Raw genomic sequence first — 13,913 nt, forward strand, 5'->3', positions numbered from 1 at the left:
AGGTCGAGGGGCGCTGCCCCTCGAGCACCCCGCCAGGACACTCAGTTTCCTGGAACTTCGCTCGATTTCTGCGAAATCGGCGGCGGAGCGGGGCCCAGCGTGATCTCCTCGACCGCCTCGGCGCGGATCTCGACCTCCGTCTCGGCATGCTTGCCGGCGCGGATGACGGAAACACGGTAACGGCCGGGGGCCAACGGGATCTCCACCCGCTCCACATTCGGCCAATCGTCGAAGACGATGCGGTCCTCCTCCAGCGCGGTGACGCTCACCCGTGGATTGGCCTCGCCGAAGCCGATGCGCCGCAACGACAGCGTGCCGAAGCGGACAGGCACGGGCAGCACCACAACCTGCCCGGCGGCGACCGACGTCTCGGCCGTGCCCTCGGCATTGCCAACCCAGGCCCGCAACCGATGCGCGCCGGCCGGCACCAGGAAGACGGGGCTGCCGCCGATCGCCTCGACGCCGGGTGATGGCTCGCCATTCGACCCTACCAGGGGCTGCCATTCGAGACGGGCATGGGCGGCGACCGCCTGGCCCGAGGGCACCGATCGCACGTCACCCACCAGCCAGCCGGCATCGAGCACCACCTCGACCCGGCCAGGCCCGCCGGGCGGAATGGTGACGGGCACCGGGCCACGGTCGAAGAGCGGGGTTTCGACGGCGACGAGATACTCCCCGGCGGGCAGGTCGAAGAAGCGGCCGAAGGGGTCGCCATTCGTTGCCACAACGTCATCGCCACGGCGCAGCAGGATGCGCGCATCGCCGGTCATCGGGTCGCAATCGGCGCACATGCGCAGCGTGACGATCAGGCGCGGCACCCGCACCGGTTCGGCGCGCGGCGCCGAGGCACGGGTGCGAGGCCTTGGCGAGGCCGCGGCACGGTCGAGTGCTTCGGCCAGTTCCGCCGCATTCTCGGCCGTCAGCGCCTGGCCCCCGGTCGATTCGGCCATGCAGCGCAGCTGTGCGACCGCCGCCGGGTCACTGACCGCGAAGGCAATGGTGTGGATGGCGATGCGGGCGCCGGACCGGGCGATGGCCTGCGCCACGGCACAGGGGTCGGGGTGGCAGGACTCGATGCCGTCGGTGACCAGGATGACGCTGCCGGCCACGCTGCCGAGCGCCTCCGCGGCCTGGCGCACCGCCTCGGCCAGTGGCGTGCGGCCGCGCGGCGTGATGGCCTGGACCAGCGCGGTGATCTCGGCGGTGTCGGCGCCGGGGGCGCGCAGGAGTTCGACATCGGCGCAATCACTGGTGCGGCGATGGCCATAGGCGACGAGCCCGACCGGACGGCCGGCGGGCCAGCGGGACATCAGCCCGCGCAGGGCGTCACGCGCGATGTCGATGCGGCTGCGTTCCTCGGTGCGGCCCCACATCGAGCCCGAGCCGTCCAGCACGATCACCGCCGGCTGCGCGGCGAGGCCGGAGGCCAGCAGGCAGAACAGCAACGATACGATGGCGGTGCTGCGGAGCATCCTCGGTCCTCGTCATTGGCGCTCATGCAACCAAGCGGCGCAGGCCGTGGCAAGCGTGAGGCGGCGGCAACGACGCCGCGTCGCCGCGGGGGGCATCATCCTGCACGATTGCCCGCAGGAGAATGCCCATGGCCGCACCTGTCGCCGCCGCCATCCTTGACCTACGGGGTAATCGACCCGACCCGCAGCGAGCGTCAGCGTCACGAACGCATTGTTGTTCGTGAGGAGCGCCATGACAGGTTGGTCGATCGATAGCTGGAGAGGCTTCTGGGCGAAGCCCGACCCGGAGACCGCGCTGAGGCGCATTCCGACCATCACGGCGCCGGAGGTCCAAGCCGTCTGGCCGCGTTCGCGTCATCCGGTGTGCGGGCCGAAGGCCTATGCCGGGCGTGTCGTGGACCTGCTTTCCCTGGTGCCGGACATGCGGCTCGAGCTGCAGGAACATGCGGCCAGCGGCGACCTGCACTTCATCCGGTGGCAGGCGCGCGGCACTGGCCCTGATGGCGCCTTCGAGGGTATCGGATGCGACCGCATCGCGCTGCGTGGCGGGCTCGTCGTCAGCAATCTGGTGATGTCGGACATGGCCATCTTCGACCGACTCGAAGCCATGCAGGACCGGCGCCAATCGAAGCCGCAGCTGGAGTAGATGCGAAGCGGCTGGAGGCGCCCGGTCGGATGACGGTGGCCGTTCACGTATGGTGGGAGCGGTTCCATCCTCAGGGGAACCGTTCCAGAGCGGCTTCGGCTCGCTCCGGTCCGCGGAGTCCTCTCTAGATCATTGTTTTTTCGAGCATCTTCACCTGATCGGATGATTTCGCCCGTTCGGGATCTGCTCTAGGAGCCCTTCGCACCCCTGTGCTAGGCCCGTGCCGTGCTGTTCCAGAGCCAGATCTTCATCCTCGTCTTCCTGCCGGTGACGCTCGCGCTGTACTACGCGGCGGCGGGCAGCCGAACGCTGCGGCAGATCGTCGTGGTGACGGCCTCGCTCGTCTTCTACGGCGCCTGGGATGTCCGCTTCGTGCCGCTGCTGGTGGGGCTGACGCTCGCCAATTGGCTGATCGGCCGGCTGCACGAGGCGAACCCGCGGCGCGACTGGCCGGTGATTGGCGTGGTGCTGAACCTGGCGGTCCTCGGCGTCTGCAAGTTCACCAATTTCTTCGCCGGCACCTTCGCGGCGCTGCTCGGGATGACCTTCAGTCCCTGGGACATCATCCTGCCGCTCGGGATCAGCTTCTTCGTCTTCCAGAAGATCTCCTACCTGGTCGATCTGCGGCGGGGACAGGCGCATGCCTATCCGCTGCTCGACTTCTTCATGTTCGTGACCTTCTTCCCGCAGCTCATCGCCGGGCCGATCGTCCGCCACAACGAGATCATCGAGCAATTCGCCGCCGATCCGCGTCGGGCGGAGATGTGGGAGAACCTGTCGCGCGGGCTCGTGCTGTATTCCATCGGCGCGGCGAAGAAGCTCGGCATCGCCGATTATGTCTCGCAGGTTGCCGACCGGTTGTTCCTGGCGGCCCAGGCCGCCCCCGCTTCGGCCGCCGAGGCCTGGACCGCCGCCGGCGCCTTCACGCTGCAGATCTATTTCGACTTCTCCGGCTATTCCGACATGGCGATCGGGCTGGCGCTGATGTTCGGCCTGCGCATGCCCTACAATTTCGATGCGCCGTACCGCGCGACCTCGATCCGCGACTTCTGGCGGCGATGGCACATGACGCTGTCGCGCTTCCTGCGCGACTACCTCTACATCCCGATGGGCGGCAATCGTGGCGGTGGGCTGGCGCAGGCGCGCAATGCCTTCATCACCATGCTGCTGGCCGGGCTGTGGCATGGCGCGAACTGGACCTTCGTGGTCTGGGGCGGGCTGCATGGGGTGGCACTCGCGATCAATGGCGCTTGGGCGCGGGCGGGGTGGCGCATGCCGGCGCTGCTTGGCTGGGCGCTAACGCTGGTCTTCGTCATGGCCGGCTGGGTGCTGTTCCGGGCGCCGGATTTCGCCACCGCCTGGACCATGCTGCGCGGCATGGCGGGGCTCGAAGGGCTCGGCCATGTGAAGGTGGACCACGCGGTGGCCTTCGTGATCGGCACGGCGATCGCGCTGTTCGGGCCGACCAGCCAGCAGGTCGCGTTGCTGCGGCTGCGGCCGGTCCATTGGCTCGCGGTGCCGGTCGGCATCGTGCTGCTGCTGCTTCTCCTGCAATCCGGCACCAGGACGCCCAGTGAGTTCATCTACTTCCAGTTCTGACCCTGACGAGGCGCGGGAACACGGCGCCTGGAGGCGTTTCTTTCTGCGCGCCGTTGCGACGGCGGCTCTCGGCTGCGCGGTGGTCTATGGCTTCGTCGTGCTGGTCGACCCCTGGGGCGTGCTGCCCTTCCACATCCCGGCGGAACGGCCGCCGATCTCGACCAATGCGCGCTTCGCCTTCGCTGGGCTGGCGCGGTCGCAGAGCTTCGATGCGGCGATCATCGGCACCTCGACCAGCCGCATGCTGCGGCCCGCGGCGCTGAACGAGGCATTCGAGGCACGCTTCGCCAATCTCGCAATGAATGCCGCGACGGCCTATGAACAGTCGCGGCTGTTCGAGGTGTTCCTGCGCGCGCATCCAACACCGCGCGCGGTGGTGATCGGTCTCGACCATGTCTGGTGCGACGCCGGGCCGTTGCAGCGCTACACGCCGCGCGACTTTCCTGAATCCTTCTATGAAGCCTCGCCCTGGCCGGCGCTGCGCGAGATGCTGTCCTTCTACGCGGTGCAGGAAGCCGGGCGGCAATTCGCCGTGCTGACCGGCCTGATGCGCCCGCGCTATGGCCGCGATGGCTACACGCGTTTCCTGCCACCCGAAGATCGCTACGACGCCGCCCGCGCCGCGACGCATCTGCCGCCGCTGCCGCCCGAGACGCATCGTCACATCGAGACCGCGCCCACCGACCTGCCGCTGCCGCCGATGGCTTTGCTCGACCGCATGGTGACGGCGACGCCGGCGCCGACGACGCTGGTGCTGGTCTTCATGCCGCGCTGGCTCGGCTCGCAGGGTGCGCCGGGGTCGGGGAGTGCCGCGGTGACGGAGGCGTGCAAGCGGCAGGTCGTCGCCATGGCGCGTGCGCGGCCCGGCACAGTGGTGCTGGATTACTGGCGCGCCAGCCCGATCACGCGCGAGCCCACCAACTACTGGGACGAGATGCACTATCGCGACGCCATCGCCGAACGCATCGAGGCGCCGCTGTCGCGCGCCGCGCGTGGCGCGCCAGGGGCGAGCGAGGATTACGTCGACCTCACCCCATAGAGCGTGATTGGTTCACGGTCGTTCACCAACCCCGCTCCAACCTTTTGTTTGATCGCGTGATTCAGACCTCCGCTGCATTCGCACCTGCGGCCATCACGCTCAAGAGGCCGGCTCGTCGCGCACGAGTACCGGGATCATTCGCGCCGCCACATCGTCGCGGCGGATGAAGAAATGGAACAGCGTCGCCGCGACGTGCAGCGCGACGGTGGCGAGCAGCAGGTTGGCGAGCAGTTCATGCGTCTCGCCCAGCAGCCTGCGCAGCGTGTCATCGGCAAACAGGTTCGGGATGGCGAACAGGCCGAGCACATCGGTCGGGCTGCGCCGCACCAGCGCGAAGGCGATGCCGGTGACCGGCTGGGCCAGCATCAGCACGTACAGCAGCACATGCGTTGCGGCGGCGAGCCGGGTTTCCCAGGCCGATGTCCCCGGCACCGGCCCCGGCACCGGACCGCGCAGCCTGGCCAGCAGCCGCGGGAGCAGCAATGCGAGCACCGCGAGGCCGACCAGCACATGGCTGCCCAGCACGGCGGTGCGCCCCGGCCCGCGCGGCACCAGGTCGATCACCTGCGCGAGGATCCAGGCAGCGGCGATGGCCAGGGCCATGGTCCAATGCAGGATGATGTTGGCGGTGGAAAAGCGAGTGGTGGGCATGGCGGCGCTCCGGCGACAGAAAGCCTGGGGACAAAGCATCCCCGTATGTCCGCCGCATGTCCTTGATGTATCGCAGTGCAGCAAAACGCCAAAGGGCCCCGGGGGGAGTGTCCCCCGGGGCCCCGTTCCCTGGCTCGGCGTGGCGTCAATGGGCGGGGCGGTTGCGTTCGCCGCAGGCCCAGCCATGGGAATGCACCAAGCCCTCATCCGGCTCCTCGCGCGGGGGCGGCGTGATCGCGCGGGGCTGGGCCTGCACCGGGCGGGGCGGTTCGGTCGCCCAGTTGTGGGCGTGCACCAAGCCGTCGTCGTGGCGGTCGTCGGTCATTGTCGTGTCTCCTCTGTGTTGTGTTGTCAGTGCGCCGCTTCGGGCGTCTTGGCGTCGTGGAATTGCGCGGTCTCGGTGGAGTGCTCCATCGCCGTGGTGGAGGACCGGCCACCCGAGGCCGCCATCGCCACCGCGTCGAAGTAGGAAACGCCGACCTCGCGCTGGTGGCGCACCGCGGTGAAGCCTTCGGCCTCCGCCGCGAACTCCGCCTGCTGCAGCTCGGAATAGGCACCCATGCCGCGCTCGGCATAGCCGCGCGCCAGGTTGAACATGGACAGGTTCAGGCTGTGGAAGCCGGCCAGCGTCACGAACTGGAACTTGTAGCCCATGGCGCCGATTTCGCGCTGGAACTGCGCCGCGGCTTCGACGCCCATCTTCCGCTGCCAGTTGAAGCTGGGCGAGCAGTTGTAGGCGAGCATCTTGCCGGGGAATTCGCGATGGATCGCTTCGGCGAAGTCACGCGCGTCGTTCAGGTCGGGGTCGGAGGTCTCCCACCACAGCAGGTCGGCATAGGGCGCATAGGCCAGGGAGCGGGCGATCGCATACTGCTTGCCCATGCCCGGACGGATGCGGAAGAAGCCTTCCGGCGTGCGGTCATTGCCGATGAAGGGGCGGTCGCGCTCATCGACATCCGCCGTCAGCAGCTGGGCGGATTCCGCATCGGTGCGGCACAGCAGGACGGTCGGCACGCCTTCGACATCGGCGGCGAGGCGCGCGGCGTTCAGCGTGCGGATGTGCTGGCTGATCGGCACCAGCACCTTGCCGCCGAGATGGCCGCACTTCTTCTCGCTGGCGAGCTGGTCTTCGAAATGCACGCCGGCGGCACCGGCCTCGATCATCGCGCGCATCAGTTCATAGGCGTTGAGCGCGCCACCGAAGCCGGCCTCGGCATCGGCGACGATCGGCGCCATGTAGTGGATGCTGTCATCCGCCTTGCCGTCGAGCCGTTCCATCGTCGCGATCTGGTCGGCGCGGCGCAGCGAGCCGTTGATGCGGCTGACCACCTTCGGCACGGAATCGACCGGGTAGAGCGACTGGTCCGGGTACATCTGCCCGGCGCTGTTCGCATCGGCCGCGACCTGCCAGCCGGAGAGGTAGATCGCCTTCAGCCCCGCCTTGACCTGCTGCAGCGCCTGCATGCCGGTCAGCGCGCCGAGGGTGTTCACGAAAGGCTCGTTCTGCAGCAGCTGCCACAGGCGGCGCGCGCCATTCTCGGCGAGGGTGTGCTTGACCCGGAAGGAACCGGCAAGGCGGGCGACATCGGCATCGGTGTAGTCGCGGCGGATGCCGGCGAAGCGGTTCGGGTCCTGGGGCGGCAGGCCGCCGGTGGAACCATCGGGAGCGAAGCAGGGCGTGCTGGTCGGGCGCATGATGATCCTCAAGTGACTGTCGTGGCCGGTGCATCCGGCGCCCGTGAATAATTCACATTGCACTGCGCAAAAGCACCAGCGATCTTGGGTGCGGCGCCGCAAGAACGTGGTGATTTTCACAATCGCGGCGCTGATTTTGTGAAGGGTGTAAAGAAATGACCCGCCCCCTCATCGGTCGCACGGTGCGTCGGTTGCGTGCCGAGCGCGGGTTGACGCAGCAGGCGCTCGCCACGCGGCTGGGCATTTCCGGCAGCTACCTGAACCTGATCGAACACGACCAGCGCGCGGTGACCGCCTCGCTGCTGATCAAGCTGACCGAGGTGCTCGGCGTCGAACTCGCCGCACTGTCGGGCAGCGCGGAACGGCAACTGGAATCCGGGCTGCGCGAGGTGTTGTCGGACCCGATGCTGGGCCTTGAGGAAGTGCCGGAAGGCGAGGTCGCGACGCTCGCCGCTTCCGCGCCGAATGCGGCGCGCGCGGTGCTCGCGCTGTATCGCGCCTGGCGCGTTGCGAGGGAGGATTCGTCGGGCCTCGCCTTGCCGACCGGCCGGCGCATCCTGCTGCCGAATGAGGAGACGCGCGACTTCTTCCATGACCGCGCCAATCATTTCCCCGCGCTGGAAGCCGCCGCCGAGGCGATCGGGCGCGAGATCGGCGCGCGTCCGTCGGAGATGAACCACGCCATCGCCGAGCGCCTGCGCCGTGCGCATGGCCTCACCGTCATCGTCGGCCCGCTGGAAGGCGCGATGCGCCGTCATGATGCGGCGGCGCGCACGCTGCATCTGTCGGAGTCGCTGCCGCGCGAATCCCGCGGCTTCCAAATGGCTTTCACGCTGATGCTGCTCGAAGCGCGCGAGGCGGTGGAGGCGGCGATGGAGGGCGCCGAGCCCTCGACGCCCGAGGCCGCGCAGATGGTCCGCATCGGCCTGCTCAACTACGCCGCCGCCGCACTGCTGATGCCCTATGCTGCGTACTTGGCGGCGGCGCGGGAATTCCGCCACGACATCGAGGCGCTGGCCGCGCGTTTCGGCGTTTCCTTCGAGCAGGCGGCGCAGCGGCTCTCCACCTTGCAGCGCGACGGCGCGCGCGGCGTGCCGTTCTTCTTCCTGCGTGTCGATCCCGCCGGCAATGTCGGCAAGCGGTTTTCCGCCGCCGGCTTTCCCTTCGCGCGCTTCGGTGGGTCCTGCCCGCGCTGGGTGGTGCATGAGGCTTTCACCACGCCCGGACGCATCCGCGTGCAGGTGGCGCGGCTGCCCGATGGCGCGACCTTCCTGACCATCGCGCAGACCGTGCAGGGGCCGGCGGGCCATTGGGGCGAACCGCCGGCGGTGCATGTGGTGGCCATGGGCTGCGACATCACGCGCGCGCCGGAGCTGGTCTATGCCGAAGGGCTCGACCTTGAGGCGGCGGCCGTCGGCATCGGCCTGTCATGCCGGCTGTGCGACCGCGCGGAATGTCGCAGCCGTGCCTTTCCGCCGTTGGAACACCGGCTAGTGCTGGACCCGGCCGAGGAGGGTGCGGCGCCCTATCGCTTCGAGACGGCGGCGCGGCCGGCGCCGGCCGAGGCGCCGCCGCCCCGCAAGACGCGGCGCTGATCGGTCGCCGGCCCTTCCGGCGCGCCCGGCCGCCCGTTACGCTCGCCGCATGCTGGCATGGATCGAGAATCACGTCGTGCGAGTCGTGCTCGGCGGGGCGCTGCTGCTGTGGCTCGCCTATGAGGCGACCGGCCTGGTCGCCGCCTATTCCGGCGATGTGCGGGTGACGGCGGCGTTGGTGGCGGTCGCGCCCGAGGTGGGCGGCCCGATCGCCGTGCTGCCGGTGCGCCCGGACCAGACGGTCGAGGCGAACCAGCCTTTGCTGAGCATTGAGCCGCGGCCCTTCGCGCTGGCGGTGGCGAGTGTCACGGCCGCGCGCGACGTGGCCGAACGCCAGCGCGGCTTGGCGGAGGATGCGGTGGCGGAGGCCTCCGCCGCGATCGACCAGGCACGCGCGCGGCTGACCGATGCGCAGGCCGTCCTGGCGCGAGACCAGACGCTCGGGCGCAGCGGCATCATGCCGCAGGAACGCGTGCAGGATGCGGTGCGCGACGCGGCGGTAGCGCAAGCGGAGATCCGTCGCGCCGAGGCTGCGCTGAGCGTGGCGCATCGCCTCGTCGAGGTGCGCCAGGCCGAGGCTGCGGCGGCGACGGCGGCGCTGGACCGGGCGGCCTATGACTTGGCGCGCACGCGCGTCTTCGCACCCCTTGCCGGACGTGTCGCGCCCTTCGACGCGCGGCCCGGCGACATGGCCGCGCCGGGGCAGGCAGTGTTGACGCTGGTGACCGATGCCGATTGGCGGCTGGTCGCCAATGTGGCGGAACGGCATCTGCGGCGCCTGCGGCCGGGGCAGACGGTCTGGGTGCTGCTCGGCAGCGACCCGTGGCGGCTGCATCGCGGCCGGGTGCGCAGCATCGCCCCGGCGGTGTTGAGCGCGCCGGCCAGCGCATCCGAGGCGGTGGTGCCGGTGGTGCCGCCGGAGACCGACTGGATCCGCCTGCCGCAGCATTTCCCGGTCGAGATCACGCTGCCCGACCTGCCGCCCGGGGTGCGGCTCTTCCATGGCGCGACGGCGCGCGTGCTGGTGTGGTTCTGAGTGTCCATCCTCCTGTCCGGCGGCGGCCCGCACCTTACCCGGCCGGCCATTCGAAGGTCGTGAGGTGGGGGTGCGGGCCGCGGCCGGACGTGTCGGGTGGACGCTAGGCCGATGGGGTGGAGCGCGCGGCAGGGTCTGACCACCGCGACCGGCGTGGTGGTGGCGGTGCTGGCTGCGCTGCTGCTGGGGTTGCAGGACCCGTGGTGGTCGGCGATCTCGGCCTGGGTGGTGGCGGGGCCGGACCGGCACATGATGCTGGCCAAGGCGATGCAGCGGGTGATGGGCACGCTGCTCGGCCTGGCCGCCGGGCTGGTGCTGGCGACGCTGTCGAACGGGCAGCCGGCCTTGCTGCTGGTCGCGCTGTTCTGCGTGGGGGCGGTGGGGACGCGCGCGCGGTATGTCGCGGCGGCGCCCTATGCCTGGCTGCTCGGCGCGGTGACGGCGACGATGGTGCTGGTGCAGGCGGCGGTCGCACCGGCCGGGTTGTTCGACTTCGCGGCCAATCGGTCGGCGGAGATAATCACTGGCGTGATCTGCGCCGCCTCGGTGGCGGTGGTGATCATGCCCACCGCCAGGGCGGCGCCCGGCGCCGCGGCGCCGGTGCTGTCGGAGCGGGAACTCTCGGCCGTGACGCTGATCGGCGGCCTGGTGCTGGTGGCGGTGGTGTTGCTGTGGCAGCGCTTCGATCTGCCGCAGCCGGTGCAGATGGCGATCTCGGCGCTGGTGGTGCTGGACCGGGACCTCGGCGCGCTGCGTCATCGGGGGCGGCAGCGAGTGGTGGGCTGCCTGCTGGGTGGTGCTTTCGGGCTGGGTGCGATGATGCTGGGCGGGGCGTCGCTTGTGCTGTGGCTCGGCGTGCTGGGGCTGGGGCTGTTCCTGTTCTCGGTGCTGCACCATGGCGGCGGGCCGTCAGCCTATGTCGGCACGCAGGGCGGGCTCGCGGTGATCATCACGCTGGTCGCCGGGCGCGGGCCGCCGGCATCGATCCTGCCGGTGGTGGACCGGCTGGCCGGGGCGACCCTGGGCGTCCTCGTGCTGATCCTGACGACGACGGTGGTGATGCAAGGGATGCTTCAGCCCCATGGGCTGGCGGGCCGGCAGGGCGGATCCCGGTCGGGTGGAAGCGCCTGACCGGGTGACGTTGCTCGCGAGCGGGTTCCGCGCACCGGGGCGAGCCATGGCAGGGCGGCTGGCGGCGATCAGCCCAGATGCCAGTCCCCGACCGGGCCTGGCCATTCCGGTGGCGGTTCGCCGACGCCGGCCTCATTCATCCAGTCGGCGACGACCTGCTCGGCATCGGGGTCATGCAGCCCAGCGATTGTCGCGTCGTAGAGGTCGGGGTCCGCCGCGATGGCGAGGTCGAGGCCGAGCAGGGCGAGCAGCGCTTCCTGCTCCGCCAGCTCCGGGCCGGGCAGTGGGCCGGCATTGGCCGCGAGGATGGCGTCTAGATCGGCCAGGCTCGGGAAGGCATCCTCGGGCGGCACGTCGAAGGGCGGCGGGGGGGCGGGATCGGCGGCGGTCACCGCCGGCGCCGGTTCGGGCGCAGGCCCGGCGGCCGGTAGAGGCTCCGGCGCGGCTTCGGGGGGCGCGACATCCGGCCCGGCGGCGGGGGCGGGCTCCACGGGCACGGGGGCCTCGGGCGCCGGTATGGCGACGAGCAGCGCCTCAGTCGCCGGGGTGGCGGCGAATACCGCGTCAACAGACGGCACCGCCTCCGTCACCGTGGTGGGGCCGGAGACCAGGATTTCGTCCGGAACGACGAAAGGCGGTTCCTCCAGGAGGAAGAAGGCGTCGGGCAGAGGCGGGATGATCATGGCGCAACTCGAACCGAGGGGTGATTGCGACCTCTTGCCGCGTCTCGGGCCCGCGCTGCGCGGACCTTAACCATGCGTCAATCTATGCCACAAAGACGGCAGAGCTTAACCCACAATCGTGCGACGTTAATCTAAAACAACCATGAGTTGCATTGTCGGTGCCAGCCCAGGGCCTCTGGCGGATTCCGCGCGGGGGTGGCACGACAGGCCCAAGCGGTCCGTCCCGGACCATCACTCGAGGGGTCCCTCGCGGACCCGGATCAGGAAGCGCGCCCATGACCCGCAGCCTTCGCGTCGCGGTCCAGATGGACCCGATCGAGACCATCAACATCGACGCTGACAGCACCTTCGCCCTGATGCTGGAGGCGCAGGCGCGCGGCCATGCGCTGTGGCACTACCATGTGCGCGACCTCGCCTTGCGCGGCGGGCGCGTCACCGCCTGGGCGAAGCGGGTGCAGGTGCGGCGCGAACAGGGCAACCACTTCACCTTCGGCGCGGAGGTGGAACTCGACCTCGGCTCCGGCGCGGATGTGGTGCTAATGCGCCAGGACCCGCCCTTCGACATGGGCTACATCACCGCGACTCACATCCTCGAGCACATCCACCCGAAGACGCTGGTGGTGAACGACCCGGCCTCGGTGCGCAACGCGCCGGAGAAGCTGTTCGTCACGCATTTCCCCGAGTTGATGCCGATCACGATGGTGACCGCCGACCGCCGGCGCATCGCCTCCTTCCGCGCCGAGCACGGCGACATCATCATCAAGCCGCTGTTCGGCAATGGCGGCGCCGGCGTGTTCCATCTGCGCCCCGAAGACCCGAACATGAACGCGCTGGTCGAGATGTTCACCGAACGCTCCCGCGAGCCCCTCGTGATCCAGAAATACGTCCCGGCCGTGCGCGAGGGCGACAAGCGCATCATCCTGGTGGATGGCGTGGCGATGGGCGCGATCAACCGCGTGCCCGCCGCCGGCGAGGCGCGTTCGAACATGCATGTCGGCGGCCGGCCCGAGCCCACGACGTTGACCGATCGCGAGCGCGAGATCTGCGAGGCCATCGGGCCGGAACTCAAGGCGCGCGGCATGATCTTCGTGGGCATCGACGTGATCGGCGGCTTCCTCACCGAGATCAACGTGACCTCGCCCACCGGGCTGCAGGAGATCGCGCGCTTCGACGGCGTGCATCTGGAAAAGGCGATCTGGGATGCGATCGAGGCGAAGCGGTAAGTACTAGCGGCCCGGTGTCGTGACCGGCGGAGGCGAGTGGGGCGTTGCTCCATTCGCGCCGGGATGATGCCGCCCGACGGCGGAACCGGAGAGGGCTTTGCCCCCTCCGGCTTTCCTCACCCCGGCGCATCCTCCGGCGGCGGCAACAACACCGTGACGACCGCGCCGCCCTCGGCCGCATTGCCGAGTTCCAGGCTGCCACCCAGCCGTTGCGCCATGCTGCTCATCACCAGCAGGCCGAGGCTTTCTCCATCGGCATCCGGCACGGTCTCGAAGCCGGGGCCGTCATCGCGCAGCACAAGGCGGCGCCCGCCATCCGCCGTGGCCTCGAAGCGAATGGCGATATGGCCAGTCTCGCGCCCCGCGAAGGCGTGCTTGACGGCGTTGGTCACGGCCTCGGCGATGATCATCGACAAGGAGGTGGCGTCCGCCGGCGTGATCGCCAGGCGCGGCGCGGTCACGCTGACCGTCACGCCATCGCGCCCGGCGGCCACCAGGATGTCGCGCACCAGGGTCTCGATCGCCTTTTCAAAGCCTGTCTCACCCAGCGCCGGGTCGTGCAGTCGGCGGTGGATGGTCGCGACGATCGACAGCCGCGTCACGGCGTCGTCCAGCACGGCGACGGCATCCTCGGCGGTTTCGACGCGGGCTGCCTCGAGCGACAGCAGGCTGGCGACCAGTTGGATGCCGTTGGCGATGCGGTGCTGCAATTCGCTGAACATCAGTTGTTCGGAGGCGCGCAGCGCTTCCATCTGTGCCCGCTTCCATTCCAGCCGCCGCATCGCCTTGGTCAGCCGGTGGACCAGCGCGATCTGGCTACCGGCCACCGCGGCGAAGAGCGCCAGGGCCACGGCGTCGCGCGGCCAGACGAAGGTCCAGGCGCCCGGCGGCGGCAAGAAGAAATAGCTGGCCGACAGCAGCGAGGCGACCGCCACCACCGTCGCCGGCAGCCAGCCACCGACGAAGGATGTCAGCAGCACAGCCAACAGGAACGTGAGGAAGGGCAGGCCCGCCATGACGTCGGAAAACAGATAGCGGGTGAGGAAAGCGGCTGCAAAAGTGATTGCGGCCACTGCCCACCCCATCCATGGCTTGCGGCCGAGGCTCTCGAATACGGCCAAGCCGGTCAGTCTCCTTGGGTTG

At 69.7% G+C, this 13,913-nt stretch carries 13 protein-coding genes; 7 read left to right on the forward strand and 6 right to left on the reverse strand.

The genetic code is table 11. The annotated features are described in order from the left end of the window. Positions 1 to 41: 41 nt before the first annotated feature. On the reverse strand, positions 42 to 1,472 hold the full coding sequence (locus IEY36_RS25750) for a vWA domain-containing protein (protein WP_188972347.1): 1,431 nt from the start codon (positions 1,470 to 1,472) through the stop codon (positions 42 to 44). A gap of 232 nt (positions 1,473 to 1,704) precedes the next feature. Between IEY36_RS25750 and IEY36_RS25755 the strand changes: the two genes are divergently transcribed. The 3 genes from IEY36_RS25755 (at position 1,705) to IEY36_RS25765 (ending at position 4,756) form a co-directional block, all read left to right on the forward strand. After that, entirely contained in the window at positions 1,705 to 2,118 is a 414-nt protein-coding gene (locus IEY36_RS25755) for a nuclear transport factor 2 family protein (protein ID WP_188972349.1), read from the forward strand. Positions 2,119 to 2,343: 225 nt separating this feature from the next. Beyond that, complete coding sequence (locus tag IEY36_RS25760) at positions 2,344 to 3,717, forward strand: MBOAT family O-acyltransferase (protein WP_188972351.1); 1,374 nt, start codon at positions 2,344 to 2,346, stop codon at positions 3,715 to 3,717. Further along, positions 3,692 to 4,756: a hypothetical protein gene (locus IEY36_RS25765; protein WP_188972353.1), complete on the forward strand. Its 1,065-nt coding sequence runs from the start codon at positions 3,692 to 3,694 to the stop codon at positions 4,754 to 4,756. The genes IEY36_RS25760 and IEY36_RS25765 overlap by 26 nt, the downstream gene beginning before the upstream one ends. Before the next feature lie 99 nt (positions 4,757 to 4,855). Here IEY36_RS25765 and IEY36_RS25770 read toward each other — a convergent pair whose 3' ends face one another. The 3 genes from IEY36_RS25770 to aceA all read right to left on the reverse strand — a co-directional run bounded on the left by IEY36_RS25770 (position 4,856) and on the right by aceA (position 7,102). Continuing rightward, on the reverse strand, positions 4,856 to 5,407 hold the full coding sequence (locus IEY36_RS25770; protein WP_188972355.1) for a cytochrome b: 552 nt from the start codon (positions 5,405 to 5,407) through the stop codon (positions 4,856 to 4,858). Between the two features lie 145 nt (positions 5,408 to 5,552). Continuing rightward, a complete protein-coding gene (locus tag IEY36_RS25775; protein ID WP_188972358.1) occupies positions 5,553 to 5,732 on the reverse strand; it encodes a hypothetical protein in 180 nt (59 codons plus the stop codon). Positions 5,733 to 5,758: 26 nt separating this feature from the next. Continuing rightward, positions 5,759 to 7,102 (reverse strand): isocitrate lyase, encoded by a 1,344-nt coding sequence (aceA, locus tag IEY36_RS25780; RefSeq protein ID WP_188972360.1) that lies wholly within the window; start codon positions 7,100 to 7,102, stop codon positions 5,759 to 5,761. A 155-nt stretch (positions 7,103 to 7,257) separates the two neighbouring features. On the opposite strand from aceA, the gene IEY36_RS25785 reads away from it, so the two are divergent. From IEY36_RS25785 to IEY36_RS25795, 3 genes are all read left to right on the forward strand, one after another. Beyond that, complete coding sequence (locus tag IEY36_RS25785; protein WP_188972362.1) at positions 7,258 to 8,697, forward strand: helix-turn-helix domain-containing protein; 1,440 nt, start codon at positions 7,258 to 7,260, stop codon at positions 8,695 to 8,697. A 49-nt stretch (positions 8,698 to 8,746) separates the two neighbouring features. Next, positions 8,747 to 9,733 (forward strand): HlyD family secretion protein, encoded by a 987-nt coding sequence (locus IEY36_RS25790; protein ID WP_188972364.1) that lies wholly within the window; start codon positions 8,747 to 8,749, stop codon positions 9,731 to 9,733. Between the two features lie 111 nt (positions 9,734 to 9,844). Then, entirely contained in the window at positions 9,845 to 10,864 is a 1,020-nt protein-coding gene (locus IEY36_RS25795) for an FUSC family protein (RefSeq protein ID WP_188972366.1), read from the forward strand. Positions 10,865 to 10,932: 68 nt separating this feature from the next. On the opposite strand, the gene IEY36_RS31165 is transcribed toward IEY36_RS25795, so the two are convergent. Continuing rightward, on the reverse strand, positions 10,933 to 11,547 hold the full coding sequence (locus IEY36_RS31165) for a hypothetical protein (RefSeq protein ID WP_188972571.1): 615 nt from the start codon (positions 11,545 to 11,547) through the stop codon (positions 10,933 to 10,935). Between the two features lie 275 nt (positions 11,548 to 11,822). Here IEY36_RS31165 and gshB point away from each other — a divergent pair, with 275 nt between their 5' ends. Beyond that, positions 11,823 to 12,770 (forward strand): glutathione synthase, encoded by a 948-nt coding sequence (gene gshB / locus IEY36_RS25805; protein WP_188972368.1) that lies wholly within the window; start codon positions 11,823 to 11,825, stop codon positions 12,768 to 12,770. A gap of 116 nt (positions 12,771 to 12,886) precedes the next feature. Here gshB and IEY36_RS25810 read toward each other — a convergent pair whose 3' ends face one another. Continuing rightward, positions 12,887 to 13,891, reverse strand: a complete 1,005-nt coding sequence (locus IEY36_RS25810; RefSeq protein ID WP_229681577.1) for a sensor histidine kinase — start codon at positions 13,889 to 13,891, stop codon at positions 12,887 to 12,889. Positions 13,892 to 13,913: the final 22 nt, after the last annotated feature.

The sequence above is a fragment of the Neoroseomonas lacus genome, from assembly GCF_014644535.1.
Taxonomy (GTDB): Bacteria; Pseudomonadota; Alphaproteobacteria; order Acetobacterales; family Acetobacteraceae; genus Neoroseomonas; species Neoroseomonas lacus.